Source organism: Thermosynechococcus sp. NK55a, from assembly GCF_000505665.1.
In the GTDB taxonomy this organism is placed as follows: Bacteria; Cyanobacteriota; Cyanobacteriia; order Thermosynechococcales; family Thermosynechococcaceae; genus Thermosynechococcus.
In genome coordinates this window covers 502,833-526,980 of the sequence record NC_023033.1, presented here as the reverse complement: position 1 = coordinate 526,980, position 24,148 = coordinate 502,833, and the positions used below count along the sequence as shown (strand labels likewise).

Annotated in this window: 22 protein-coding genes, 1 tRNA gene, 1 pseudogene and 1 riboswitch; of the genes and pseudogenes, 17 read left to right on the top strand and 7 right to left on the bottom strand. The window is 52.9% G+C overall.

Going from position 1 to position 24,148, the window contains the following annotated elements; translation table 11 throughout:
- Window positions 1-8 precede the first annotated feature (8 nt).
- The 4 genes from ctpC to fni all read left to right on the top strand — a co-directional run bounded on the left by ctpC (window position 9) and on the right by fni (window position 4,540).
- Complete coding sequence (gene ctpC, locus NK55_RS02515; RefSeq protein WP_024124266.1) at window positions 9-1,310, top strand: carboxyl-terminal processing protease CtpC; 1,302 nt, start codon at window positions 9-11, stop codon at window positions 1,308-1,310.
- A gap of 15 nt (window positions 1,311-1,325) precedes the next feature.
- The gene (locus NK55_RS02510) at window positions 1,326-2,216 is read left to right on the top strand and encodes a cation diffusion facilitator family transporter (RefSeq protein WP_041428995.1); all 891 of its coding nucleotides are present in this window, start codon (window positions 1,326-1,328) and stop codon (window positions 2,214-2,216) included.
- A 56-nt stretch (window positions 2,217-2,272) separates the two neighbouring features.
- Window positions 2,273-3,409, top strand: coding sequence for a geranylgeranyl reductase family protein (locus NK55_RS02505; protein ID WP_024124264.1), 1,137 nt, complete (start codon window positions 2,273-2,275; stop codon window positions 3,407-3,409).
- Window positions 3,410-3,478: 69 nt separating this feature from the next.
- Entirely contained in the window at window positions 3,479-4,540 is a 1,062-nt protein-coding gene (gene fni / locus NK55_RS02500; protein ID WP_024124263.1) for a type 2 isopentenyl-diphosphate Delta-isomerase, read from the top strand.
- On the opposite strand, the gene NK55_RS02495 is transcribed toward fni, so the two are convergent.
- Window positions 4,537-5,247 carry a DUF2232 domain-containing protein gene (locus NK55_RS02495; protein WP_024124262.1) on the bottom strand — a complete coding sequence of 237 codons (711 nt, stop codon included), beginning with the start codon at window positions 5,245-5,247 and terminating at the stop codon, window positions 4,537-4,539. The two genes, fni and NK55_RS02495, sit on opposite strands and share 4 nt — an antisense overlap.
- 136 nt (window positions 5,248-5,383) lie before the next feature.
- Between NK55_RS02495 and egtC the strand changes: the two genes are divergently transcribed.
- From egtC to NK55_RS02455, 8 genes are all read left to right on the top strand, one after another.
- A complete protein-coding gene (gene egtC / locus NK55_RS02490) occupies window positions 5,384-6,166 on the top strand; it encodes an ergothioneine biosynthesis protein EgtC (protein WP_024124261.1) in 783 nt (260 codons plus the stop codon).
- The gene (locus NK55_RS02485) at window positions 6,141-7,265 is read left to right on the top strand and encodes an SUMF1/EgtB/PvdO family nonheme iron enzyme (RefSeq protein ID WP_024124260.1); all 1,125 of its coding nucleotides are present in this window, start codon (window positions 6,141-6,143) and stop codon (window positions 7,263-7,265) included. Before egtC ends, NK55_RS02485 begins: the two co-directional genes overlap by 26 nt.
- An 83-nt stretch (window positions 7,266-7,348) precedes the next feature.
- Window positions 7,349-8,875 carry a peptide ligase PGM1-related protein gene (locus NK55_RS02480; protein ID WP_024124259.1) on the top strand — a complete coding sequence of 509 codons (1,527 nt, stop codon included), beginning with the start codon at window positions 7,349-7,351 and terminating at the stop codon, window positions 8,873-8,875.
- 32 nt (window positions 8,876-8,907) lie between these two features.
- Window positions 8,908-9,052, top strand: a riboswitch (cobalamin riboswitch).
- 32 nt (window positions 9,053-9,084) lie between these two features.
- Complete coding sequence (locus NK55_RS02475; RefSeq protein WP_024124258.1) at window positions 9,085-10,107, top strand: sirohydrochlorin chelatase; 1,023 nt, start codon at window positions 9,085-9,087, stop codon at window positions 10,105-10,107.
- Window positions 10,108-10,234: 127 nt separating this feature from the next.
- Entirely contained in the window at window positions 10,235-11,842 is a 1,608-nt protein-coding gene (locus NK55_RS02470; protein ID WP_024124257.1) for a 2-isopropylmalate synthase, read from the top strand.
- A 3-nt stretch (window positions 11,843-11,845) separates the two neighbouring features.
- Complete coding sequence (locus NK55_RS02465) at window positions 11,846-12,319, top strand: hypothetical protein (protein WP_024124256.1); 474 nt, start codon at window positions 11,846-11,848, stop codon at window positions 12,317-12,319.
- Window positions 12,320-12,416: 97 nt separating this feature from the next.
- On the top strand, window positions 12,417-13,736 hold the full coding sequence (locus NK55_RS02460) for a ParA family protein (protein WP_162147163.1): 1,320 nt from the start codon (window positions 12,417-12,419) through the stop codon (window positions 13,734-13,736).
- The gene (locus tag NK55_RS02455; protein WP_024124254.1) at window positions 13,729-14,517 is read left to right on the top strand and encodes a hypothetical protein; all 789 of its coding nucleotides are present in this window, start codon (window positions 13,729-13,731) and stop codon (window positions 14,515-14,517) included. The genes NK55_RS02460 and NK55_RS02455 overlap by 8 nt, the downstream gene beginning before the upstream one ends.
- A gap of 231 nt (window positions 14,518-14,748) precedes the next feature.
- Here the strand turns inward: NK55_RS02455 and NK55_RS02450 are convergent.
- The 5 genes and pseudogenes from NK55_RS02450 to clpB all read right to left on the bottom strand — a co-directional run bounded on the left by NK55_RS02450 (window position 14,749) and on the right by clpB (window position 20,737).
- Window positions 14,749-14,822 (bottom strand) — tRNA-Pro (locus NK55_RS02450).
- Between the two features lie 38 nt (window positions 14,823-14,860).
- Window positions 14,861-15,745, bottom strand: a complete 885-nt coding sequence (locus NK55_RS02445) for an alpha/beta fold hydrolase (protein ID WP_024124253.1) — start codon at window positions 15,743-15,745, stop codon at window positions 14,861-14,863.
- On the bottom strand, window positions 15,746-16,495 hold the full coding sequence (locus NK55_RS02440; protein ID WP_024124252.1) for a creatininase family protein: 750 nt from the start codon (window positions 16,493-16,495) through the stop codon (window positions 15,746-15,748).
- A gap of 9 nt (window positions 16,496-16,504) precedes the next feature.
- Window positions 16,505-17,754: pseudogene (locus NK55_RS02435) on the bottom strand (MFS transporter).
- 367 nt (window positions 17,755-18,121) lie between these two features.
- The gene (gene clpB / locus NK55_RS02430; RefSeq protein WP_024124251.1) at window positions 18,122-20,737 is read right to left on the bottom strand and encodes an ATP-dependent chaperone ClpB; all 2,616 of its coding nucleotides are present in this window, start codon (window positions 20,735-20,737) and stop codon (window positions 18,122-18,124) included.
- A 226-nt stretch (window positions 20,738-20,963) separates the two neighbouring features.
- Between clpB and NK55_RS02425 the strand changes: the two genes are divergently transcribed.
- Entirely contained in the window at window positions 20,964-21,551 is a 588-nt protein-coding gene (locus NK55_RS02425; protein ID WP_024124250.1) for a photosystem I assembly protein Ycf4, read from the top strand.
- A gap of 2 nt (window positions 21,552-21,553) precedes the next feature.
- Here NK55_RS02425 and psbN read toward each other — a convergent pair whose 3' ends face one another.
- The gene (gene psbN / locus NK55_RS02420; protein ID WP_011057227.1) at window positions 21,554-21,685 is read right to left on the bottom strand and encodes a photosystem II reaction center protein PsbN; all 132 of its coding nucleotides are present in this window, start codon (window positions 21,683-21,685) and stop codon (window positions 21,554-21,556) included.
- Window positions 21,686-21,771: 86 nt separating this feature from the next.
- On the opposite strand from psbN, the gene psbH reads away from it, so the two are divergent.
- The 4 genes from psbH (at window position 21,772) to NK55_RS02400 (ending at window position 24,122) form a co-directional block, all read left to right on the top strand.
- A complete protein-coding gene (gene psbH, locus NK55_RS02415; protein ID WP_024124249.1) occupies window positions 21,772-21,972 on the top strand; it encodes a photosystem II reaction center phosphoprotein PsbH in 201 nt (66 codons plus the stop codon).
- Window positions 21,973-21,975: 3 nt separating this feature from the next.
- Window positions 21,976-22,209 carry a TatA/E family twin arginine-targeting protein translocase gene (locus NK55_RS02410; RefSeq protein WP_024124248.1) on the top strand — a complete coding sequence of 78 codons (234 nt, stop codon included), beginning with the start codon at window positions 21,976-21,978 and terminating at the stop codon, window positions 22,207-22,209.
- A gap of 5 nt (window positions 22,210-22,214) precedes the next feature.
- Window positions 22,215-22,832: an aminoacyl-tRNA hydrolase gene (pth, locus tag NK55_RS02405; protein WP_024124247.1), complete on the top strand. Its 618-nt coding sequence runs from the start codon at window positions 22,215-22,217 to the stop codon at window positions 22,830-22,832.
- Between the two features lie 72 nt (window positions 22,833-22,904).
- Window positions 22,905-24,122, top strand: a complete 1,218-nt coding sequence (locus NK55_RS02400; protein WP_041428988.1) for an ABC transporter permease — start codon at window positions 22,905-22,907, stop codon at window positions 24,120-24,122.
- Window positions 24,123-24,148: the final 26 nt, after the last annotated feature.

The following is a 24,148-nucleotide window of genomic DNA, read 5'->3' as shown; positions in this document are numbered from 1 at the left end:
CGAATCATATGGGAATCACACACCGCACGCTCGTTGTCAGTACGACAGTGGTCATGACGGCATTGGTTGCGGTCACGGGTGCGGGTCTTCACTGGTCCCGTAGCCTAGCGGGTTTTCGCCAAAGTCCGAAGGAACTGGTGGATGAAGTGTGGCAGGTCATTGACCGTGAATACGTTGATGCCACCTTCAATGGCAATGATTGGCGTGCGGTGCGGCGGGAATTTCTCTCCCGCAACTATACCAAACCCGAAGAGGCCTACAAAGCGGCGCGGGAAATGCTAGAAAAGCTCAATGATCCCTATACCCGTTTTATGGATCCCGAGCAATTTCGATCCATGCAAATTGAAACCTCTGGTGAACTCACGGGGGTAGGTATCACAATTACCCAGGACGAAAAGACAAAAGAGATCACGGTGGTTTCTCCCATTGAAGGGAGTCCAGCCGCTGAGATGGGCTTAATGGCTAAGGATGTGATCCTAAAAATTGACGGCAAATCCACTAAGGGCATGGATCTCAACCAAGCAGTTGGCATGATCCGTGGACCTGTGAATACAAAAGTGCGCCTGACGATCCGGCGGGGCGATCAAATCTTGAACTATGAGATTACCCGTGCCCGTATTGAAATTCATCCTGTGCGCTACAGCCTGCGCCAAACTCCCCAAGGACGGGTGGGCTATATTCGCCTGGTTACCTTTAGCTCTAATGCAGCAGCGGAAATGCGCACAGCTATCCGTGAGTTAGAAAAGCAAGGTGTTGAAGGCTATGTTCTAGATTTACGCTCCAATCCGGGCGGCCTCCTCTTTGCCAGTGCTGAAATTGCCCGCATGTTTCTAAAGCAGGGGGATATTGTCTCTACGGTCAATCGCCAAGGGGAAGCAGAACGCTTACGCGCTGGTCGCGGCTTCCTCACCAATAAGCCCCTGGTGGTACTCATTGATGGCGGGTCTGCCAGTGCCAGCGAAATCCTCGCGGGTGCCCTACAGGACAATGGCCGTGCTGTATTGGTGGGAACGCGCACCTTTGGTAAGGGCTTGGTGCAGTCGGTCCAGCCGGTGGGAGAAGGGGCAGGGATTGCGGTGACGATCGCCAAATACTTTACCCCCAGTGGCCGTGATATTAACAAGAAGGGCATTGAACCCGATGTTGAAGTCACGCTCACGGAGCAGCAGCGGCAGCAACTCACGCGCGATGACATTGCCACTGATCGCGATCCCCAATTTATGCGGGCGCTAGCGGTTCTCAATGAACGCATCCTAGCGGAGCGGCGCAATACTCAATCGGCACTCCCTGCTCAGCCCGCCCATCCTTAGAGTTTGGTGATGACTATGGCCGACCGTCGCCGACAAGCCCAGCGGGTATTGTTCTTGGCGCTAGGGGTAAATGTCGCCCTGACCGTCATCAAGGCTGTTGTTGGGGTTCTCAGTCAGTCCTTGAGTTTACAAGCCGATGCTCTACACAGTCTGACCGATGCCGCTAGCAGTATCTTGGGCTTAGTGGCTATGCAGTGGGCGAATCCCCACCCTGATCGCGATCATCCCTACGGTCACCAAAAGTTTGAAGCCCTCGGTGCAGTGGGGATTGCTGCCTTTTTGGGCATGGTCTGCTTTGAGATTTTACAAAGTGCCGTTGAACGCCTTTTACATCAAACCCATACTGTAACAATTACAGGGGTAGAACTCTGGATTGTGATCTTGGTTCTCGGCATCAATATTGGCCTTACCCTCTATGAGCACCATATGGGGCATCGGCTGAAAAATTCTGTTTTAATTGCCGACGCCAAGCATACCCTGAGCGATGTGTGGACAACCGTCATTGTGCTTTTAGGGCTGATTGGCGTCTGGACCTTCAACTGGGATTGGTTGGATGTGGTGCTGGCATTTCCGGTGGCTGCTCTTGTGTTTTGGAGTGCGTGGGAAGTTCTCAAAGGTAACATTCCTTGGCTGGTGGATGCGGTGGCGATCGCTCCCGAAGCCATCCATGAGCTAGTGATGACCGTACCCGGTGTAGTTAATTGCCACGACATTAGCTCACGGGGGATGGTGGGGCGGCAAGTATTTATTGAGATGCACTTAATCGTGGAGGCGGAAGATATTCCCACGGCCCATGACATTACTGAGCAAATTGAAGCCCTGCTGCAGGAGCGCTACGGACCTGCTCGCATCGTCATCCACGTTGAACCCCCGGACTACCAATCGAGCCAGATCAGCGTTTCCTAGGAACTTTTGAGTTAGAATCTGTTTGAAGCCAGGATCACTAAAGGAAGCTATTGCAGGTGTACGATTGCATTGTTGTTGGTTCAGGGCCTGCAGGGGGTGCGGCTGCCTATCACTTGGCAAAGCGGGGGCGACGGGTTTTGGTGCTGGAAAAGGAGGCGCTGCCGCGCTATAAGCCCTGTGGGGGTGGTGTGTCGCCCCAAGTGCAATCCTGGTTTGACTTTGACTTTAGTCCGGCCATCTCTTTGAAAGTGACGCAAATGGTCTGTACATGGCAGGGGGAAGAGGCTCAACTTCTGGAGTTTCCACCAGAGCAGCCAATGTGGATGGTGCGCCGCGATGTTTTTGACTACTTCTTAATTCAACAGGCCCAGCGACAGGGAGCAGAGTTGCGCCCTCAAACCCCCGTAACGGGTCTGACATGGGGGGGCGATCGCTGGCAGGTACACACCCCCTCAGGGGATTTTACAGCCCAGTACCTGATTGGCTGTGACGGTGCCAAAGGCTCGATGGCCAAGTGGCTCGGATTTAGGGGTCGTCAGCAGCGGGTGGGAGCAGCGATTGAGATTGAAGCAGCGATGCCTGATCATTCCCTCACGGCAGCCCACTTTGACTTTGGTCGCCTCCACAATGGCTATATTTGGAACTTTCCTAAACGCGATGGCTACTCTATTGGGGTAGGCACAGTGGCCTTGGGGCGTAAGCAAAACCTGCGGGCGATCGGGGCAGAGTATGCTGAAACCTTTGGAGTTGATTTCAATCAAGTCAAGGTCTATGGCCACCCTCTCTACTGTTGGCAGCAGCACCAACGCCTGCATACCCAAAATGCCCTCCTGGCTGGCGAAGCTGCCTGTGTCGTTGATCCATTTACTGCCGAGGGCATTCGCCCCTCTCTGTTGACTGGGATGTTGGCTGCCCACGCCATCGATCGCGCCCTCAGTGGAGATCCAGAAGCCCTTGCCAATTACTCACAGCAAGTACAGCAGGAATGGGGCGCCGATATGATCTGGGCAAAGCGGCTCTCCACCCTTTTTTATCGGATGCCCCGCACTGCCTATGAACTCGCCGTCAAGCGTTTAAGTGCTCGACAGCGGATGGGGCAAATTTTCTGTGGCCAATTACGCTACCGCGATGTGGCAGCCAATGGCCTGAAATTGTTGGCATCGGGCTTCAGGCTGCCTGGGGTTCGACGCTAATGTTGGTCATGAGTGTTGGTCATGTAGGTGAGTAGCTGCTCAAAAAGCCTTGGAGACCTTGCCCCTATAATGTTGGTGCAGCCCAACTTAGGAACATTACTGGTGAACAGTCCCATTGAGCAGCGCAAGGCCGAGCACCTCAAGCTTTGTATTCAAAGTGATGTCAGCCATCAAGAAGTCACCACGGGTTTCGAGAAGTATCGCTTTCGCCATTGTGCCCTGCCCGAACTGGACTTTGCCGAGATTGATCTGAGGGTTGAGTTTCTTGGCTGGCGGCTGGCAGCACCCCTGCTGATTTCCTCCATGACCGGTGGCACACCCCAAGCAGGAGAAATCAATCGCCGTTTAGCACGGGTGGCGCAGCAAAAGGAAATTGTCATGGGTGTGGGCTCCCAACGGGTGCTGCTGGAGCATCCGGAGGTGGCAACCACGTTTGCGATTCGCAGGGAGGCACCCACCATTCCTCTGTTGGCCAATCTTGGCGCAGTGCAGTTGAACTATGGCTGTGGCGTTAGTGAATGCCAAAAAATTATTGACCTCTTAGAAGCGAATGCCCTGATTTTGCACTTGAATCCGCTGCAAGAGGCCGTGCAAACGGGGGGCGATCGCAACTTTAAGGGATTGTTAACGAAAATTGGCGTCCTTTGTCGTTCCCTACCTGTGCCCGTGATTGTCAAGGAAGTGGGCAATGGTATCAGTGCTGATGTAGCCAAGCAATTGGTGGATGTGGGTGTAGCGGCCATTGATGTGGCGGGGGCAGGGGGAACCTCTTGGGCAAAAGTGGAAGCAGCGCGTGCCCAAGATGCCCGTCAACAGTTTCTCGGAGACACCTTTGCTGAATGGGGTATTCCTACGGCTCGCTGCCTTGAGCAAATTCACACTGCCCTACCAGATACGCCCCTGATTGCCTCCGGTGGACTGAAAAATGGCATTGATGTAGCCAAAGCCTTGGCCCTTGGTGCAGGTCTTGCCGGTTTAGCTCGCCCCCTTTTGCAGGCAGCCCATCAATCAGAGGAAGCACTGGCTCAACGCATTGACTTTATCCTTGAGGAATTGAAAACCGTGCTATTTTGTACCGGCAGTGCGACCCCCCAAGCTCTCTATCAGCGCCGCTGTCTCGAGAGGATTTAGCGAGGCTCTTCAAGGATGGTGCGCAGCCACGGCGGTGGATCCGGAATGGGATTGCCCAATCGCTCCAACAGTGTCCATGCCAAAATGTGCACGACTAAGGCATAAACCGTGGACTGGAAAAAGACCAGCAGTAGTGCCACGACTTGGATCAAGGTCACCGTTGGCTCCAGCAGCAAATTTAGATTGACCAGTACCCAATCAATAAAATTCGTGACCTGCCGATTGAAGTAAACCCAGAGGTTTTCCCCCAGGAGAATGGACACAAGACTAATCTGAAAGAAAAATCCTGCAGTGCCAATCACTGCCCCACTGAGGATGGAGCGTCCCCAGCCCGCTTTTTTTGCCCAGCAGCCGCCAAAAATGACCCCCATAATGCCGTGGGGCAAGAGAAATTGCAGACTGCGGGGTGGCCCCATCAAAACGGAAAGGAGCAACGCACTCACAATGGCCGCCATCCACGCGGCGCGGCGGTTCCAGCGTAAGTAAACCAACGCAATGGGAATCGGAAAAAACAGGCGCAGGACTGGGCCAGCGGGTAAATAAAAGTTAACCACCCAGAGCAGGGCAGCGGTACTAGCCAGGAAGGCTGTTTCCGTAATGACGAGGGTACGCTGAATTTGCGATCGCCCCACGCTTTGGCTTTTCTCAGGGGGCACAAGGGCTTCGATGTCGGGAAAATCATCCTCTAGGGAGTCCGTCGGGTTCATTGATTGCAGATAGCCTTTTTTCTCTACACTTTAGCAAGCTTTACTGCCGGCCCTCAAACTGGGTATCGCTCCCCGAAAAATCCTTTGCTGAAAGTTAGAATCGTGGGTAGGGTATTTTACAAATTCGTATGTTCCTATGTGTCGTCTTTATGCCTATATGGGGCGCAAAACCTCCCTTGCCCATGCCCTAGTGGATGCTCCCCATTCCCTGTTGGTACAAAGTTACCAACCCCGCGAAATGACAGCGGGACTCTTGAATGCAGATGGCTTTGGGGTGGGCTGGTATGCTGCCCACCAAGATGTGCCCCCCTTTCTGTATCGGCAAACAATACCCATGTGGCATGATATCAACTTTACTGAGCATTTAAGCCGCTACATTGAATCTGCCTGTTTTTTGGCCAATGTCCGCAGTGCCACACCGGGGCAAGCGGTGCAGATGACGAATACCCAACCCTTTCGCTGGGGACGCTGGCTGGGGATGCACAATGGCTTTATCGACAACTTTCGCCAAACCCTCCACCGCCCAATGCGCGATCGCCTGTCGGATATTTGTTACAACATTGTTGAAGGCTCGACGGATTCTGAACATCTCTTTGCCCTCTTTTGCAATGAATTGGTGTTGAATCCGCAATTGTCACCGGTGATGGTTCTGCGGCAAACACTGCAAATCGTCTTTTCCCTAGCGCAGGCAGCGTCTACCCGTGTCAGTGCCGCCATGATTCTCACCGATGGTTTGTATATTCTCGCCAGCCGCTGCTCCCAGGGCACACCACCCCCCACCCTGTACTGGAGTCAGGATGCCGAGAAGATTCAACTCACCTCAGAACCCGTAGATACTCAAGCGGAGTGGTATCCTTTACCAGAAAATAAATTGCTGTTGCTGAGTTTGCACAGTGAACCAGAAATTTACGCCTTCTGAGACCTCGACCCGCTGGCATGCCTTTGATCGCGAAGTTTTTTGGCAAGCCTTTCAAAACCAGCGGCAATTTACGCTCCAATTAGTTGCCCAGTTGAGCGAGGTAATTCTTTGTGCTCAGCCCCATCCCCTCTATAGTCCCGTGGGGTGGCATTTGGGACACATTGGTTATACTGAGGCCTTTTGGCTATTACCTGAAGATTCCGGTTTCAGAGATCGCGATCGCTATTGGTATGCCGCCGATGGCCGACCTAAGGTGGAGCGACAGCACTTGCCACCACGACGCCAATTACTGGAGTACCTCGCAGAGATTCGCCAACGTACGGGCGATCGCTTCCACTGCCTGAGCGACACGCAATGGCAACAGGAAGCTCGTCTCTGGTGGTGGATTTTGCAGCATGAAGCTCAGCACAGTGAAACAATGCAAATGGTGCTGGCGATGCAGGGAATCTTTGCCACGTTACCCCCTAGCCTATCGCTGCCACAGGAACACCAACGGATTGCCGCTGGCCGGTATGCCATTGGCAGTGCAGACCTTTTGGCTCTAGATAACGAACAGCCCAGCCAGTGGGTCGAAACACTCCCCTTTAGGATTGATGCAGCACCGGTGACGTGGCGGGAATTTCTCGCCTTTGTTGAACGGGGTGGTTACCAGCAGCGGGAATGGTGGTCCAGCAGTGGCTGGGAATGGCGCGAAGCAGAAAAAATTACCGCACCGTTTTACCCCATCCCTGAGAACTTGGATCTCCCCATGTGGGGACTCAGTTTCTACGAAGCAGAAGCCTATGGCCATTCCCAAGGCAAACGTTTACCCAGTGAACGGGAATGGGAAATTGCTGCCCAGCAGGGACTCTTGAATCGGGGCTACGTTTGGGAGTGGACCCAAAGTCCCTTTGCCCCCTATCCGGGCTTCCAGAGCTATCCCTACCGTGGTTATTCTGCCCCCTACTTTGATGGTGAGCATTTTGTCCTCAAGGGGGGGAGTCACTGGACGCGCCCCATTCTCAAGCGGCCCTCATTTCGCAATTGGTATAGCCGCAGCACCCGTGAGGTCTTTGCCGGCGCACGCTATGTTCACCAAGAAAATTTGATTTCTCAGTGAAGAAAGTTTGAAAAAGGGGGTCAAATGATCCGAGAGAGACCCCGCACTTTCTACACTAGGGAAAATAGTCTGGAAAGGTAGAGATGTCGATCGCCGAGGAGTTCCGCCAACTGCAAACGCGGCTCTTGGAGTGCTGGGACGGAACAGAAACCTTTATCCCGGAACTGCCCAGAGGCCCCGGCGGCATTGAGCGCGATATTGTGGTGGTGCCTTCCCTCAGTTTTCCCCAACCGGAGCTAGGCAAGATCACAGGCTACACCCACTACGAGGAGCGGCAGCTTTATACGCTGATCCAGTTGCGCAATCCGCGTACCCGCATGATCTATGTCACATCCCAGCCCCTGCATCCCAGTATTGTGGATTACTACTTAGATTTACTGCCGGGGGTGCCCAGTTCCCATGCCCGCGATCGCCTGCTCTTGCTGGCCACCTACGATCGCTCCGATAAACCCCTCACCGCAAAAATTTTAGAGCGACCTCGCCTCTTGGAGCGTATTCGTCAAGCCCTGCGTCCCAACCAAGCCTACATGGTGTGTTTTAACTCCACCCCTTTGGAGCGGGAACTGGCGGTACGCTTAGGCGTTCCCCTCTACTCTACGGATCCGGATCTCCTTTATTGGGGAACCAAGGCCGGCAGCCGAGAACTGTTTGCAGCGGCGGGAATCCTCCACCCGATTGGCAGTGGCTTTTTGCAGGGGGTGCCAGAACTGGTGCGGGCGATCGCTCATCTACAGGAAAAATGCCCTGACCTTCAACGGCTGGTGGTGAAACTCAACGCAGCCTTTTCTGGAGAAGGCAATGCTCTTCTCGACCTCCGCCCCCTGCGCCCCTTGGGCAGCCCGCATACCCCCGAGCATCTCCAGCGGATTGAGAATAGCCTAGAGGACATGGTCTTTCAAGCTCCCAATGAAACTTGGGCCTCCTATCGGCAGCGGTTTACAGATCTGGGGGGGATTGTCGAAGCCTTTGTTGAAGGGACAGTCAAGCGATCGCCCAGTGTCCAAGGGTGTATTACCCCCAAAGGCAGTGTTGAAATTGTTTCGACCCATGAACAGTTACTCAATGCCCCCACAGGTCAAATTTTTATTGGCTGTGAATTTCCTGCCCATGCCGACTATCGCCAGCAACTGCAACAACTGGGGCAAAAAGTAGGGACGTACTTGGCACAGCAGGGAGTGATCGGCTGTTTTGGTGTGGACGTTGTTGCAACCCAGACAACAGCAGGCTGGGAGCTTTATGCCATTGAAATTAACCTGCGCAAAGGCGGTACTACGCACCCCTTTATGACCTTAAAATTCCTCACCGATGGCCACTATGAGCTAGCCTCTGGACTGTTTTACAGCAAGCACCGCCGTCCTAAGTATTACATTGCCTCCGATAACCTCTGCCAGCCCCACTATCGCGGCCTCTTGCCCAATGATCTCTTGGATATGATTGCTCGCTACCATTTGCACTTTGACTCCAGTACCGAAACGGGCACCGTCTTTCACCTCATGGGGGCACTTTCGGAATTTGGTAAGCTTGGACTTGTCAGTATTGGCAACACCCCCGAAGAAGCCCAAGCCATCTACAATCAAACGATTGGTGTTCTCGATGCCGCGGCGCTATAAGCACCTAATGTGCCTACCCCCCGCATAGACAGGGGTTTGAGAATCTCGTTAGAATTGGCAACGTTCACTGTGAAAAGCAGCCTGTAGGGAAAACCCAGTGCAAGTCTGGTGCTGTGCCGCAGCTGTGATGGGGAACTCCCCTCAGCCAGAATGCCTACTTGCTGTGGTTCACTCTATTTGCCTGCGTCGCACGGGCATGGAGTTTCAACGTGGTTGTTGCGCTTAACGATTCAATTCTCAATCCCCTTGGTTTTAGTCTCGATTTACCCCCTCTCCCCCAGCCTCGCCCCCTCTTGCTCATTGGTCATGGCACGCGTGATGCTGAGGGTCGCCAAGCATTTTTGGACTTTGCCCAAGCCTATTATCAACTGGATTCCTGTCGGCCTGTTTTTCCCTGTTTTCTGGAGTTAACCGAACCCTCGATTTTTGAGGTTCTGAGCCAATGTGCGGCCGCAGGTTATACCGATTTGTCAGTGCTGCCGATTTTGCTCTTTGCTGCTCGCCACAATAAATTTGATGTTACGAACGAGTTGGATCGGGCCCGGCGTGCTTTTCCGCAGTTGCGCTACCACTATGGCCGCCCCTATGGCCTTGCCCCAGAAATCTTGAGCCTCTGGCGATCGCGCCTCGAACTACTGGACTTCCCAGAATTTAACCCCCAAGGCATTGGCCGTGAAGAAACCGTTCTCTTAATGGTGGGACGCGGCTCCAGCGATCCCGATGCCAATGGCGACGTCTTTAAGCTAGCCCGTATGCTCTGGGAGGGCAGTGGGTACCAAACGGTTGAGGTGTGCTTCATTGGCATCACCCATCCTCGCCTACCCGAAGGGTTTGCGCGGGCGAATCTTCACCGCCCCCGCCGCGTGATTGTCCTGCCCCACTTCATGTTTACAGGGGCACTCGTCAAGAAAATCTATGCCCTCACCGCAGAAGCCCAAGCCGCCTATCCCAATGTTGAATACGTGAACCTGCCGGAAATTGGCTTGCATCCGCAACTGTTTTATCTAACGCGGCGGCGGGAAATTGAGACCTATGGGGGACAGGTGGCCATGAACTGTGAAACCTGCAAATTCCGCTTGGTGGCAGGCCATGGCCATCTTCACCACCATCATCACGATCATGAGCACCCCTCCCACAGCCACGATCCTGGGGGTCACCCCCATCACCATGCATCAAGCGTGGACCTAGATCACTTGCCCAGTTATCACCAACGCATTTGGCAGGTTCCGTGACCGACTCCCGACCGCCAGCGGATAAGACGCAGGGCTTCCCGCCGCAAAAGCTAACCATTGCTCCCCAGCGAAAATGTTAGAGTTAAAATGACTGGTACTCTTTCTCAAGCTTGGATGGGGCTTGTCTATGCGCATTAAATATCCTCCCCAGACCGTTGATCGGGTGTTAATTTTCGATACCACACTGCGGGACGGTGAACAGTCCCCAGGGGCCTCATTGAATGTGGATGAAAAACTGACGATCGCCCGTCAACTGGCTCGCCTGGGGGTGGATATTATTGAGGCGGGTTTTCCCTTTGCCAGCCCTGGCGACTTTGAAGCCGTACAGCGGATTGCCGAAACTGTAGGCACTGAAACCGGTCCTGTCATTTGTGGTTTGGCTCGTGCCACCCGCCAAGATATTGAAGCCGCCGCAAAAGCCCTCAAACCTGCCTACTATCCTCGCATTCACACGTTTATTGCCACCTCCGATATTCACCTAGAGTACAAGCTCAGGAAAACCCGCGCTGAAGTACTGGAAATTGCGCAAGAAATGGTGGCCTATGCCAAGTCTTTTGTGGATGATGTGGAGTTTTCCCCAGAGGATGCTGGGCGTTCAGATCCTGAGTTTCTCTATGAAGTTCTAGAGCGGGTCATTGACGCTGGTGCAACGACGGTCAACATTCCTGACACTGTGGGGTACACCACCCCCGCCGAGTTTGGTGCCCTGATCAAAGGCATTAAGGAAAATGTGCCCAATATCGATCGCGCCGTCATCTCGGTTCATGGTCACAATGACTTGGGTTTGGCGGTTGCTAACTTCCTGGAAGCGGTGAAAAATGGCGCCCGGCAACTGGAGTGTACGATTAATGGCATTGGTGAGCGTGCGGGGAATGCTGCCCTTGAGGAATTGGTTATGGCACTTTATGTGCGGCGGCAGTACTTCAATCCTTTCCTAGGTCGCCCACCCGAATCAGAGGAACCCTTGACGAATATCAACACCCGTGAAATTTATAAAACCTCCCGCTTGGTCTCAAACCTAACGGGGATGCTGATTCAACCCAACAAGGCGATCGTGGGTGCCAATGCCTTTGCCCACCAATCGGGGATTCACCAAGATGGCGTCCTCAAGCACAAGCAAACCTATGAAATCATGGATGCCCAACTGATTGGCCTTGCCGATAACCAAATTGTCTTGGGCAAGCTCTCTGGCCGTAATGCCTTTGCCACCCGCCTACGGGAATTGGGCTTTGAACTCAGTGAAACGGAACTCAATAAGGCCTTTTTGCGCTTTAAGGATCTCGCCGACAAGAAAAAAGAAATCACTGACTGGGATCTGGAGGCGATCGCCAAGGATGAAAGCCAAGGGATTGATCTGCGGGGCTATCAACTGGAATTTGTCCAAGTTTCCTGCGGTGATCATGCCCGCCCAACAGCAACGGTGACCGTGCGTACCCCCAGTGGTGAAGAGTTGACCGATGCCGCCATTGGCACTGGCCCTGTGGACGCGGTCTATCGTGCCATTAACCGTGTGGTGCAAATTCCCAATCGCCTCATTGAATACTCGGTGCAATCCGTTACCGCCGGCATTGATGCTATCGGTGAGGTAACAATTCGGCTACAGCACGAGGATCGCATCTATGCTGGCCATGCCGCTAACACGGATATTATTGTGGCCTCTGCCCAAGCCTATATGAATGCCCTGAACCGTCTCTACCGCGGTCTTGAACAACGGGCGCTACATCCCCAAGCGTAGCTTATGCCAGAGTCCACCCCTGCTAAGCCCTTGGAAGCCAATGGCATCTATTTATGCCCCGTTTGCCGTCACGGGCAAATTGCGCCGATGGTACTGATGGATACCTATGCCTGTAACTTTTGCCGCCATATTCTCAGCTTGGATTTTGTCCATCAAACAGCACGGCTCGAAGACAGTGCCATGGCATTTCGCTGGCAGTGGACGGGTACCAACTGGCGATCGCTCAACACGCCCCCCGCTAGCCTCACCTATACGGCTATAATTCTGGCAGTTTTATTGGTAACCTTGCCTCCCGCCTTAATTTGGCTGGGCTATCAACTTTTTCCCCCCCTCAGTAGCGACCCACGTGCCTATTGGTTTCCCCGCTTTTGGGTAGCTCTGACCTTTTTTGCGCACGCACTCATTGTTCTACGAGTGTTTGCTGGGCTGTTGCCCACGCCTTTTTGGCGGCTTCCCCTTAGGCAGCGTTCCCTTTAATTTTAGCCACTGGCACTCACTCAGAAGGTAACGGCAAGGACACTGAGCAATGCCTAGGGGTAACGAAGCCGAGATTGAACGGAAGATAGTCCTACCTTTGTTAAAGGCATGGGGCTATGATCTTCAAAACTATTGGATCAAGCCAAAGCTAGGGAATGGCTATCCCGATTTTCTCATTTCCTTGCCGCTGGCGGGCGATCGCTCCTTCAACTACCTTGTGATTGAGGTCAAATCCTCAAATGAGTCAAGGCTCAGCGGTCAACAGCAACTGCGGGAATACATGGCAGCAGCTCAAGCGGTTTTTGGCCTTTTAATCAATGGTAAAGATTACCAACTCTTTTATCAAAATCCCCTAAAAAAGCCCCTGTGCCAACTCAAGTGGGCCGCCGGCCAGTTGGAGCGAAAAAGCATTCAAAAACTGACCAAGGTACTGCACCGCAATGCTGCTGAAGCGCTCGTGAGCGCCCTAACCCAAGAGCAACTCAAGATTTATCATCACCTTGAAAAAGTATTGCAAAAAAATTATGCTTTTCCCTCAACACATCCTCAGAGGACTGCCATGATTATTACTGTCTTTAATCATAAAGGGGGAGTGGGGAAAACAACCCTTACCCTGAACCTAGGTGCTGCCTTTGCTGCCATGGGCAAGCGCGTGCTACTCATTGATATTGATCCGCAGTCGAATCTTAGCATTGGTTTAGGCATTGATCCCCTGAGGGATATTGAGGATCAAGGCCGGAAAGACATTGCTCACCTCCTCTTAGAACCAAAGGTCACCCTCGAGGAAGTCGTCTATCGAAAGCGTTGGGACAATCTCCACTTAGACGTTGTCCCCTCCCACATTCGCCTCGCAGACCAAGAAGCCGACCTGATTAGGACAATAGATATCGATCGCGTCCTGCAAAGAAAGCTAAGAAACCACCCCTACGATATCATCCTAATTGATCCACCCCCTGCCTTTGGTAAAGTCAATGCCATTGCTTTGATGGCTTCCCATGGGGTTCTGATTCCGATAGAATTTGCCCCTTACCCCATACGGGCGATTGAGTATGTCTTGGCCCGCCTAGAAGCCTTCAGACCTGTAATGGATAACCCGCCGCGGCTTCTGGGTATTGCCGTTAATAAGTACGATCAGAGGAACTCTGCTGTCAATGCGCAGATGCAAGAGAGGCTCCAGGATATCCTTGAGAGAGTAGCTCGCGAGTATGCTGTCGTTTCTAATCTCTTGCCTAAAGACACATGGATTCCTAAGCGCGCTGCTATAGAAAAAGCAACAGATTTACAGCAACCCATATTTAGCAGAAATCTATATGCGGAATTATCAAGAGCAGATCAAGAACCAATTGATGAGCTAACGACAACATTTGAAAATTTGGCGCGCCATCTTTCCACTGAGGCATTTCCACAGCATGAGTAAATCCAACAGACTCTCAAGGTACCTTGGTCTATACGATGTGCATCAGGGTCAGGTGCACATTGATCTCCTAAAAGTTCCCGATGACTATCCCCAAGCGCTACTGTATGTTTCACCGACTTTGATCCGTGAGGATCTAGAAAAGTACCAGACCAACCTGATTCCCTTAATTATTCGCTCAGTCACCAGCCAGACAGGGGATGTAGAGTACGAAGTTGTCTTTGGCAAGGAAGTTGTGGACTTTGCTCGGGAATTGGGGATTAAGCAGTTGTGGGCCACCAGAGTTGAACTGGCGGATGACCAAGAAGTCTCAGATTTCCAAGAGCGTATCAAAACGCTGATGCAAATCAATGCCCAAGGGCATCCCCCTCAACAGGAAGGGGTCTACTTACAGTTGCCTCTGTCAGCCTCAGAATTCACGAACATCCTCGATCGCTATCTGCAACCACTCAAAAAACAGATAGAAAGCATCCATCAAGAAATGACTGAGCAATCTCAGCAGGTGATGAATCTCTCAGAACAAGTTAAAATCCTTAGGAACATCCTAGAGTCATCCCCCACCCCATTACAAAAGCGGCGAAATATTCGCATCAACCGCTACAGAGATGCTGAGAGTCTTAAGCAGCGTGTTCCGGGATTGACCATCGACGAGGCTCAGGTTGTTATTGGACGCCTCGAAAGGTATAGAAACCACCAAGGGGGTAGAAAATTTCGGTCGGTTGATGAGTTGAAAGAAATCGCCCCCTCAGGCCAGTGGGATTCTCTCAGCATTTGCTTTAATTAAGCGGGTTACCACGGGGACAGTTACTCAAGACCCGCCTCTCAAGTGGGAGCGATGACGATTTGCTGATTATCCATGACACCCCCCGTGCCAAAGTGGGGAGATGGTCTGGATCGGCTTCGAGGTAAACGGGTTCAGCATAGAGGAGCGATCGCTCGATAGGAATAATAAAGTTCACCGTCAAAGCGCAGAAGGAGAGCGATCGCCCTAACCAAGTTTTCAATACTCTCAAGATCGGAGCGGCGGGATTTGAACCCACGACCCCCACTACCCCAAAGTGGTGCGCTACCAAGCTGCGCTACGCCCCGTTAAGCTTTATCAGTATAACATGAGTTCAGAGCATATCCTAGGTGCTGATGGAAATTTTGCCCAACCATTTCAGAATGTGGGTATTCACCTGCTCAGGTGCTTCATCTTGGGGGCAATGGCCAATCTCTGGTAAGGCAACAAACTCCTGCACACAGGGAAACTTAGCTAACTTCTGAGCTTCATCAATCGGTTCCCAGGGATCGGCGGCGCCCCAAAGGAAATAGGTGGGGCAGGTGATCTGCGGTAGCAGGTCTTCGGGTAAGGGGCCCTGGGAATAACGCACAAAGGCCAGAAAGACATCGGCAGCCCCGGCGTCTTGGGCAGGGGTGAGTAATATCTCCACTAGTTCATCGGTGACCGCGGCAGCGTTGGCATAGGCTTGGTGGAGAATGCGGCGCACAGTACGGGGTTGGGCAATTTGGCGGAAAAAGTAGGTGCCAAGGGTGCGATTGGCTAAAAGTTGCTGGAGTAGGCTGGTTCCCCAGCGGCGGTACCAAGGGAGTTGCTGTCGTTTGCGATCGTGAAGCTGACGCAGAGAGCAGTTGAGCAGGATCAATTGACGGACCCACGCTGGCTGGAAAACAGCGGCCTGTAAAGCGACCAAGCAGCCAATAGAGTTACCAATAAGAACGGTAGGCTGGCCAATCACCTCATGGCAAAAGGCCAAAACCAAGGTTGACCAGGTCTCAAAGGTGTAGGGGAGAGTCGAGGGAGCGGGTTTGGCGGAGCCACCAAAGCCCAACAAATCAATGGCGTAGACCCGATGGTAAGCGGCAAGGGGAGGAATATTGTTGCGCCAATGCAAACTAGAGGCACCAAAGCCGTGAATCAGCAGTAGGGGGGTACCTTGGCTACCTTGATACCGATAGAGAATCGGGTATCCTTGCCAGTGCCATGTTTGAGAGGGGAGAGAGACAGTCATTTAGTCGGCTTGAAGAAATTGACGGTAGCGATCGCTCAACTCCTGAACAGCCCGCTGATAAAATTGCTGTCCATGCTCAGGGGTGGCCAAACTGGAATCTGCCCCCATACGACCATCAGGATAGCGGCGGCGAAAATCTGCGGCACTGTAGATAGCATGACTGCTATTGACTTCGGGATTGAGGGGAACCCGCTTAATGGCCTCTGGATAGAGAAATTGGGTCACCGCGACTTCACTGGGGGTGGCATGGGAACCCTCGCGATCGCCATACCATTCTCGCGCCAGTTGCATCACCGAACTACACATAAACCAGTTGGCCAATTCACAGCGCACTTGATCAGCCTCTGGAATTTGTAAATCTGTCAAGACAGCATAGGTTTCAGCAAAGGCCGCTTTGACTGTAGCGATATTGCCGCCGTGACCATTGATGAAAAAGAAGCGTTGAAAGCCTGCCCGTACCAAGCTCACTAAATAGTCGCGAATCACCAGAATTAACGTACTAGGGCGCAAACTAATGGTGCCGGGGAAAGCCGTATGGTGTAGAGCCATGCCCACGGCAATGGTGGGGCCAACAAGCGCTTGGGTGGTTTCCCCGACCCCTTTGGCGATCGCCTCAGCACAGAGGGCATCAGTACCGATTAGACCCATAGGGCCATGCTGCTCCGTAGAGCCTATGGGAATAATCATCCCCTTGGAAGTGTTGAGATAGGCTTCGACCTCTGGCCAAGTACTCAAATGTAGTAGGGGCATCCCTCCCTCCTAAATCGCATCCTCAAGAACCGCGCGTGTATTCCGCCACGCCCAAATCCCGGCGATCGCCACCACGCCCCCCATCCCCACCATGACCACCGTGAGGCCAAGGAAGTCGGAAAGAATGCCCGCGATCGCCAAGGGCACACTGAGGGCAATATTGACAACGTTATTTTGGAAGCCAAAGACCTTACCCCGCATCGTCGCAGGAGTCCGCATCTGGATCAGGGTCTGCATGGGAATACCAATTAAAGACGCTCCCATCCCCAGCAAAATACTCAAGCCCAGACCCAGCCACAGATGATGTACAAAGGCAAAGACCAGCAAGACAGCTGCCATCACCAAAAAGCCAATCAAGGGCAGGGGCCGATGATGCAATTTCTCCCCCCATTGACCCAAAACCCCCGCCCCTAAAATCAACCCCAGCCCTGCAGCGGCCAAGAGAAAGCCAAACTGGTTGGGCCGCAAGCCAATTTCTTGGGCTATACTGACCGCCAGCACTGTCAAGGCGGCAAAGACACAGTAGAGGATTGTTAACTGGAGCATCGCAGTGCCCAAGAGGCGATTTTTGCGCACGTAGTCAAACCCCTCCCGCAAGTCCTGCCAAACATTCAGGTGGCGATCGCCCTCATGAACTGCTTCTCGGTAGCGAATCGAGGCTAAAACCAACCCCGCGATGACATACAGCACACCGACAACAATTTCACGGGCATAGACACCGCCTATGGCCACGGCACCACTTAGCAATGGCTCGCCAATGGCAAATCCCACCACCAGTGACCCCATCATTGTTGTGATAAAGAGGGCATTTGCCGAGAGGAGATTTTCCTCCTTCACCAGCAGGGGAATTGCCGCCTGTTCTGCTGGGGCAAAGAATTGCGTGAGGATGGACTCAGAAAAGGCAATCAGGAGCAGCAGTGTAAACCGCTTTGGAATCAAGATCAGGGCAAAGACCAGTAGCCCCCGCAAAATATTGGTAATGCTCATTAGCTCCCGCTTTGGGTAGCGATCCACAAAGGTGCCCGCCGTTGAACCAAAAAAACCGCTGGTAGCGTATTGGCGATCATTACGGCTGAGGCCTTAGAGCCCGGCAGCTCATAGCTGGCATCGTAGGAAACCGCCAGTGTAATTAGGAGGACGAGAAAAATTTTGTCCGCCAGTTGGGAGATGATTTGACCGCCCCATAACTTGAGGAAATTCTTGTTCCGCATCAGAGCAGCAAACCCTTCTGGACGGGGCTGGGGACCAGAACTTACCATTGCTGTTGCTCACCGACTATGAACACAAGTTTCCTCATCACCAAAGATTGGGGCGGGCAGCCTGAATCCAATATACCGTCACAGCCTAGGATACACGCCCTTTTTCTTGCTCCTTGTTGGCCCTCTAACACGCACAAGGGGAGTAAAACTCCATGGGATAGGCGCCGTCATTGCTGGTATTGATAACACCTACACTGTCTAGCAGCAGGTTTCCTTGATCTGGCAATGCTCTGACTATCGGGAGTAGCAGTTAACTGAACACCGGCGTCATCGGCTAGGCCGGCGAAGGCCCTGGACAATGCTACCGATCAAAAGAGGACCGAAGGGATAGCCCCACTCAGTCCTCCCGTCTGACCTTCAGTTGCGCCTAAACGGTTGCGAGTTCCACTTGGCGCCGGAAGCTGAGGCGTTCGCTTTCGCCCACATCCACTAGAATTGTATCGCCGTCGAAGAAGTCACCCCGCAGGATGCTTTTAGCAATGGGGGTTTCCAGTTGTTTCTGGATGGCGCGTTTCAGTGGGCGGGCACCATAGACAGGATCATAACCCACTTCGGCCAAGAAGTCGATCGCCTTCTCAGTGAGGGACAAGGTCATTTGGCGATCGCTGAGGCGTTGCTGCAACCGCTGCACCTGCAATTGAACAATTTGCCGCAATTGATCCTTGCGCAAGCTGTGGAAGATGATAAATTCATCCACGCGGTTGAGGAATTCCGGTCGGAAGTGGGCCCGCATTGCCTCCATAACACGGTTGTACATTTCTGTGTAGCGACTGTCATCGCCGGCCACATCGAGAATGTACTGGGAACCAATATTGCTGGTCATGATGATGATCGTGTTCTTAAAGTCCACCGTGCGCCCTTGGGAATCAGTGACGCGGCCATCATCAAGAATTTGCAGAAACACGTTGAAGACATCAGGATGGGCTTTTTCGATCTCGTCGAAGAGAACCACAGCATAGGGACGGCGGCGAATAGCTTCCGTGAGTTGACCGCCTTCGTCATAGCCCACATAACCAGGAGGTGCCCCAATCAACCGAGACACGGCATGTTTTTCCATGTACTCGGACATATCAATGCGCACCAGCGCCTCTTCGGTGTCAAACATAAAGGCTGCCAAGGCCTTAGCCAATTCCGTTTTACCGACACCCGTTGGCCCCAGGAAGATGAAGCTGGCAATGGGACGATTGGGATCCGCTAGCCCGGCACGGGAGCGCTGAATGGCCTCCGCGACGGCGGTGACCGCCTCATCCTGACCAATCACCCGTTTGTGCAGCTCTTCTTCAAGGTGCAGCAGTTTTTGGGCTTCCGACTCCACCAGTTTGCTCACGGGGATGCCAGTCCATTTGGAGATGATTTCAGCAATGTCGGCCTCGGTCACTTCATCCCGCAATAGGGAGTGACCCCCCACTTGAATCTCCCGCAGTTTGGCTTCGGCTTCCGCCAGTTTTTTGTGGAGTTCTGTGAGTTTACCGTATTTGAGTTCGGCGGCACGGTTGAGGTCGTAGTTGCGTTCCGCTTGTTGGATCTCGATGTTGACTTTTTCGATCTCCTCTTTGATGGCTTGGAGACGGTCAATAACTTCTTTTTCCGCTTGCCACTGGGCATTGAGGCGGCTTTGCTCCTCCTTGAGGTCGGCTAGCTCTCTTTCGAGTTTCTCAAGGCGATCGCGGGAAGCAGCCGAGGTTTCCTTTTGTAGCGAGAGCCGCTCCATCTCCAATTGCAGGATTTTGCGGTCAATCTCATCCAGTTCCTCAGGTTTCGAGGTGATTTCCATTTTTAATTTGGCCGCCGCTTCATCCACCAAGTCAATGGCTTTGTCGGGCAAGAAGCGATCGCTAATGTAGCGGGCGGAGAGGGTCGCCGCTGCCACCAAGGCGGTATCGGAAATTTTTACACCATGGTGGATCTCATAGCGTTCCTTGAGACCCCGCAAAATGGAGATGGTGTCCTCCACACTGGGTTGATCCACATAGACCTGCTGGAAGCGCCGTTCAAGCGCCGCATCCTTCTCAATGTATTTGCGGTACTCATCTAGGGTGGTGGCGCCAATGCAGCGCAGTTCCCCCCGTGCCAGCATTGGTTTGAGGAGGTTGCCGGCATCCATGGCTCCTTGGGTTGCCCCTGCGCCAACAACGGTGTGAATCTCATCAATGAAGAGAATGATTTGACCGTTGGAATCTGTGACTTCCTTGAGAACAGCTTTCAGGCGCTCTTCAAATTCACCGCGATACTTGGCACCGGCAATCAAGGCGCCCATGTCCAGGGCAATCAACTGGCGATCGCGCAGGGAATCGGGCACATCCCTCGCCACAATCCGCTGGGCAAGGCCTTCAGCAATCGCGGTTTTCCCCACCCCCGGCTCACCAATCAGGACGGGGTTATTTTTGGTGCGCCGTGAGAGAATCTGAATCACGCGGCGAATTTCATCATCGCGGCCAATCACCGGATCCAGTTTCCCTTGGCGAGCCAAGAGGGTCAGATCACGGCCATATTTTTCCAGTGCCGCATATTTACCCTCTGGGTTTTGATCCGTAACTTTTTGGGAGCCACGAATTTGCTGAATCGTTTCCCGCAGCACTTTTTCGGTAAGGCCAATGTCCTGAAAGAGTTTCTTGCCAAAGCGATCGTCTTCGGCAAAGGCCAACACCAAGTGCTCAATTGAGATAAACTCATCGCCAAACTGTTTGCGTGCCTCTTCGGCGCGATCGAGAAGCTTGTCGAGGCTCTGTCCAAGGTAGACGCCGCTGGGATGACTGATTTTTGGCTGACGGCTAATAAACTCGTCGGTCAGATCCCGGATTCGCTGCACCGAACAGCCAGCTTTTTGGAAAATTTGTGTCGCCAGTCCCTCTTGCTCTAGCAGCGATTTCATCAGGTGTTCACTTTCCAGATTCTGATGCTGTGCCTGCTTGGCCAGATCCGGCGTGCGGGCGATCGCTGCCCATGCTTTTTCGGTAAATTGATTTGGATTGGATGGTTGCATAGCTGACCCTTTGACCCGTTTTTACAGTTTATAACTATTTATATTGTATGGATTGCAAGAAAAACCCTTTTTCGGACTTCCCTACTCTACCGGTAGAATTAGCCACCCAAGGGTAGTTCTAGCCTAGCTTTTATGCAGAGCCTTGTGGAGCACAGGGATTCTTCCTTTGGGAATACCCCCAGTTTCTCTTAAGATGTAAGGTGCTTGAACTTTGGCAACGCGAGCTATGACGAACTCTCCTATAACTCCTATAACTGAGCCATCCCCCCGTCAAGAGTCCGTTCTGCGCTATAGGGTGCTGGGATCCCGTCGCCCTAGTAACTACTTTTGGGCAACAGCGGTCTCCATTGGTGGCCTTGGTTTCTTTCTAGCTGGCCTCTCTAGCTACTTGCACCGCAACCTCTTGCCCATCGGCAACCCAATTGATTTGGTCTTTATTCCCCAAGGGATTGCCATTGGCTTTTATGGGCTGGCGGCGCTTCTGTTGGCAACCTATTTGTGGCTGGCGATCGCCTGGGATGTGGGCGGTGGCTTTAATGAGTTCAACAAAGAAACGGGCTTTGTGCGCATTTTTCGCTGGGGCTTCCCCGGTAAAAACCGCCAAATTGAGGTAAGCTGCCCCATTGGCGATGTCCAAGCTGTGAAAATTGTCATTAAAGAGGGACTCAACCCAAAGCGGGCCCTCTACCTGAAGATAAAAGGCCGGGGTGAAGTCCCCTTGACTCGCGTGGGCACCCCCCTGCCCTTGGCTGAATTGGAAACCCAGGGAGCAACGATCGCCAGCTTTTTGGGGGTTCCCGTCGAGGGATTGTGATTTTAGTCTTCGTGATCGTCGAAGGGATCCGCTAGCTCCTTTGAGGGGGGGCCAAAAGAAAGATAGATGGAGTAACCAGTCACACCAATGCAGACGGCAGCGAGAGCAATGCTAAGAACTGTTGCAGGTTCCATAGAAGCGTACTAAATGGGAGCAAGATATGCTTCTATAATATTACGAAACATTAAAACGCTGTTCATTTCGTTCAAAAAAGGAATTTATGGCACGACGGACTTGGCTCGGGGATATTCTCCGCCCCTTGAACTCTGAATACGGTAAAGTCGCTCCCGGTTGGGGTACCACGCCCCTGATGGCGGTCTTTATGGGGCTATTTTTGGTCTTTTTGCTGATCATTCTGGAAATCTATAACTCAACACTGATCATCGATGGTGTTAACGTGAGTTGGAAAGCACTGGGATAATCCATGAACGTTTTTGGGATCGGTCTGCCGGAACTCATCGTCATTTTGGTGGTGGCACTGCTCATCTTTGGCCCGAAGAAGTTGCCGGAAATTGGCCGCAGTCTTGGCAAAACAAAGCGCGCCTTTGAGGAAGCCTCCCGCGAATTCCAAGATGAAATGAAGCGGCAGACCGCTGCCCTCGAGGAGGAACAACAGGCCAAGGCAGAGGCTGAATCGCCTCGGGAAACCTCCCTTTAGGTGGCATGGCACTCCAGCCCTGTGTCATTGTTGGCCTTGGAAATCCAGGAATAGAGTACGCCACAACTCGCCACAATGTTGGTTTTCGTGTCCTCGATGCCCTAGCAGAGCGCTATAGGGTGCAGCTGACCCAGCAGCGGCGCTTCTTGGGGGAGGTAGGGGAGGTGTTGATTCATGGTCAAAAGGTGCGCCTCCTCAAGCCCACCACCTATATGAATAGCTCGGGGCAATCTCTTTATGCCCTGTTGAACTTTTATAAGCTGCCCCTCGAACGAACCCTTGTGGTCTATGATGATGCTGATTTGCCCCTGGGGCGGCTGCGCTTGCGCCTGAGTGGCTCAGCGGGGGGACACAACGGGATGAAATCCATTATTCAGCATTGTCATTCCCAACAGTTTCCTCGCCTGAAGGTGGGCATTGCCTTTGGCGATCGCCTGAAGCAGCAAATGGGACCTCGCAACGCTGTGCCCTTTGTTTTGGGACATTTTTCAGCCACTGAACTGGCTATTTTACCCGCTGTGCTTGACCTTGCTGTGGATGCGATTGAGTTGAGTATTCAGTCTGGGGTTGAAGTGGCCATGAATCTCTACAACGGCAAAAGTATTCCCCTACCCCAATCCTGAACCCACAACTGGAGGTCTGAGGGTAAAGCAGATCCCAAGTTAGATTAAAGACAGGTGTTTTCGGTGCAAAGTATGGACATTGGCGAAAGTGTGCGCATGGCGATCGCCACCCTCAAGGCCAATCGGCTCCGCAGTGGCCTAACGATGTTGGGCATTATCATTGGCAATGCGGCAGTGATTGCCATGGTCGGTGTGGGTCAGGGGGCACAGCGCTATGCCGCTAGCCAGTTTGAATCCTTGGGACCCAATACACTCTTTATTGTGCCGGGGACCCCCCAAGCCCGTAACCGCACGTTTAATGTGCCACAAACCCTTGTCCTGGAGGATGCCAAGGCGATCGCCACCCAAGTGCCCACGGTCAAGGAAGTGGCACCGCAAATCCAAGTGCAACAACGGGTAACCTATCGCGGCCGCAACACCAATGTGCTGATTGTGGGTACCACCCCGACCTTTCCCTCAGTGCGCAGCTTTACTGTGGCGCAGGGGCGCTTTATCTCTAATGAGGATATGGAACGGCATCGCCGCGTCGTGATTTTAGGCTCGGATTTGGCGAAGAAGCTCTTTATCAACGAGAATCCTGTGGGTCAGCAGGTGCGGATTAAGAATCTTTCCTTTGAGGTGATTGGTGTCATGGCTGAAAAGGGCGCCTTCCTCGGCAATAATCAGGATGAGGCGGCCTACATTCCCATTACGACGATGTCTTCCCGCATTGTTGGGCAGCGCTCTCCCTATGGAATTTCTTTAACCTTTATCTCGGTGTCTGCCCGCGATGAGCAAAGCATTGATGCTGCTAAGTTTCAGATAACTAACCTACTGCGGCTGCGGCATCAAATTGTGGATGAGGATGATTTTACTATTCAAACTCAAAAGGAAGCCCTGCAAATTATCGGCAATATCAGCAATGCCCTGACCTTGATGTTGGCGGCGATCGCTGGCATTTCGCTGCTGGTGGGGGGTATTGGCATTATGAACATTATGCTGGTGTCCGTCACAGAACGTACCCAAGAAATTGGCCTGCGCAAGGCCATTGGTGCTACTCAGCGGGATATACTGGCACAGTTTATGATTGAGGCGATGATCCTCTCTGCCCTCGGTGGCCTAATTGGTACTGGCCTCGGTGTGGGCGGTGTCATGTTGGTGGCGATCCTAACCCCCCTCCAGGCTGGTGTTGCCCCCGTTGCTGTGGCTCTGGCTGTCGGTGTTTCGGGCAGTATTGGCCTCTTCTTTGGGGTGGTTCCCGCTCAGCGGGCGGCGCGGCTGGATCCGATTGTTGCCCTGCGCAGTGTTTAGCAGTGTTTAAGAGTACCCTTGGGAAA

Excerpts from the sequence above, each read along its gene's own strand:
- ctpC (WP_024124266.1), top strand. The coding sequence starts at position 9 with ATGGGAATCACACACCGCACGCTCGTTGTCAGTACGACAGTGGTCATG.
- NK55_RS02510 (WP_041428995.1), top strand. The coding sequence starts at position 1,326 with ATGGCCGACCGTCGCCGACAAGCCCAGCGGGTATTGTTCTTGGCGCTA.
- fni (WP_024124263.1), top strand. The coding sequence starts at position 3,479 with ATGTTGGTGCAGCCCAACTTAGGAACATTACTGGTGAACAGTCCCATT.
- NK55_RS02495 (WP_024124262.1), bottom strand. The coding sequence starts at position 5,247 with ATGAACCCGACGGACTCCCTAGAGGATGATTTTCCCGACATCGAAGCC.
- egtC (WP_024124261.1), top strand. The coding sequence starts at position 5,384 with ATGTGTCGTCTTTATGCCTATATGGGGCGCAAAACCTCCCTTGCCCAT.
- NK55_RS02480 (WP_024124259.1), top strand. The coding sequence starts at position 7,349 with ATGTCGATCGCCGAGGAGTTCCGCCAACTGCAAACGCGGCTCTTGGAG.
- NK55_RS02470 (WP_024124257.1), top strand. The coding sequence starts at position 10,235 with ATGCGCATTAAATATCCTCCCCAGACCGTTGATCGGGTGTTAATTTTC.
- NK55_RS02465 (WP_024124256.1), top strand. The coding sequence starts at position 11,846 with ATGCCAGAGTCCACCCCTGCTAAGCCCTTGGAAGCCAATGGCATCTAT.
- NK55_RS02455 (WP_024124254.1), top strand. The coding sequence starts at position 13,729 with ATGAGTAAATCCAACAGACTCTCAAGGTACCTTGGTCTATACGATGTG.
- NK55_RS02445 (WP_024124253.1), bottom strand. The coding sequence starts at position 15,745 with ATGACTGTCTCTCTCCCCTCTCAAACATGGCACTGGCAAGGATACCCG.
- NK55_RS02440 (WP_024124252.1), bottom strand. The coding sequence starts at position 16,495 with ATGCCCCTACTACATTTGAGTACTTGGCCAGAGGTCGAAGCCTATCTC.
- clpB (WP_024124251.1), bottom strand. The coding sequence starts at position 20,737 with ATGCAACCATCCAATCCAAATCAATTTACCGAAAAAGCATGGGCAGCG.
- NK55_RS02425 (WP_024124250.1), top strand. The coding sequence starts at position 20,964 with ATGACGAACTCTCCTATAACTCCTATAACTGAGCCATCCCCCCGTCAA.
- psbN (WP_011057227.1), bottom strand. The coding sequence starts at position 21,685 with ATGGAACCTGCAACAGTTCTTAGCATTGCTCTCGCTGCCGTCTGCATT.
- psbH (WP_024124249.1), top strand. The coding sequence starts at position 21,772 with ATGGCACGACGGACTTGGCTCGGGGATATTCTCCGCCCCTTGAACTCT.
- NK55_RS02410 (WP_024124248.1), top strand. The coding sequence starts at position 21,976 with ATGAACGTTTTTGGGATCGGTCTGCCGGAACTCATCGTCATTTTGGTG.
- pth (WP_024124247.1), top strand. The coding sequence starts at position 22,215 with ATGGCACTCCAGCCCTGTGTCATTGTTGGCCTTGGAAATCCAGGAATA.
- NK55_RS02400 (WP_041428988.1), top strand. The coding sequence starts at position 22,905 with ATGGACATTGGCGAAAGTGTGCGCATGGCGATCGCCACCCTCAAGGCC.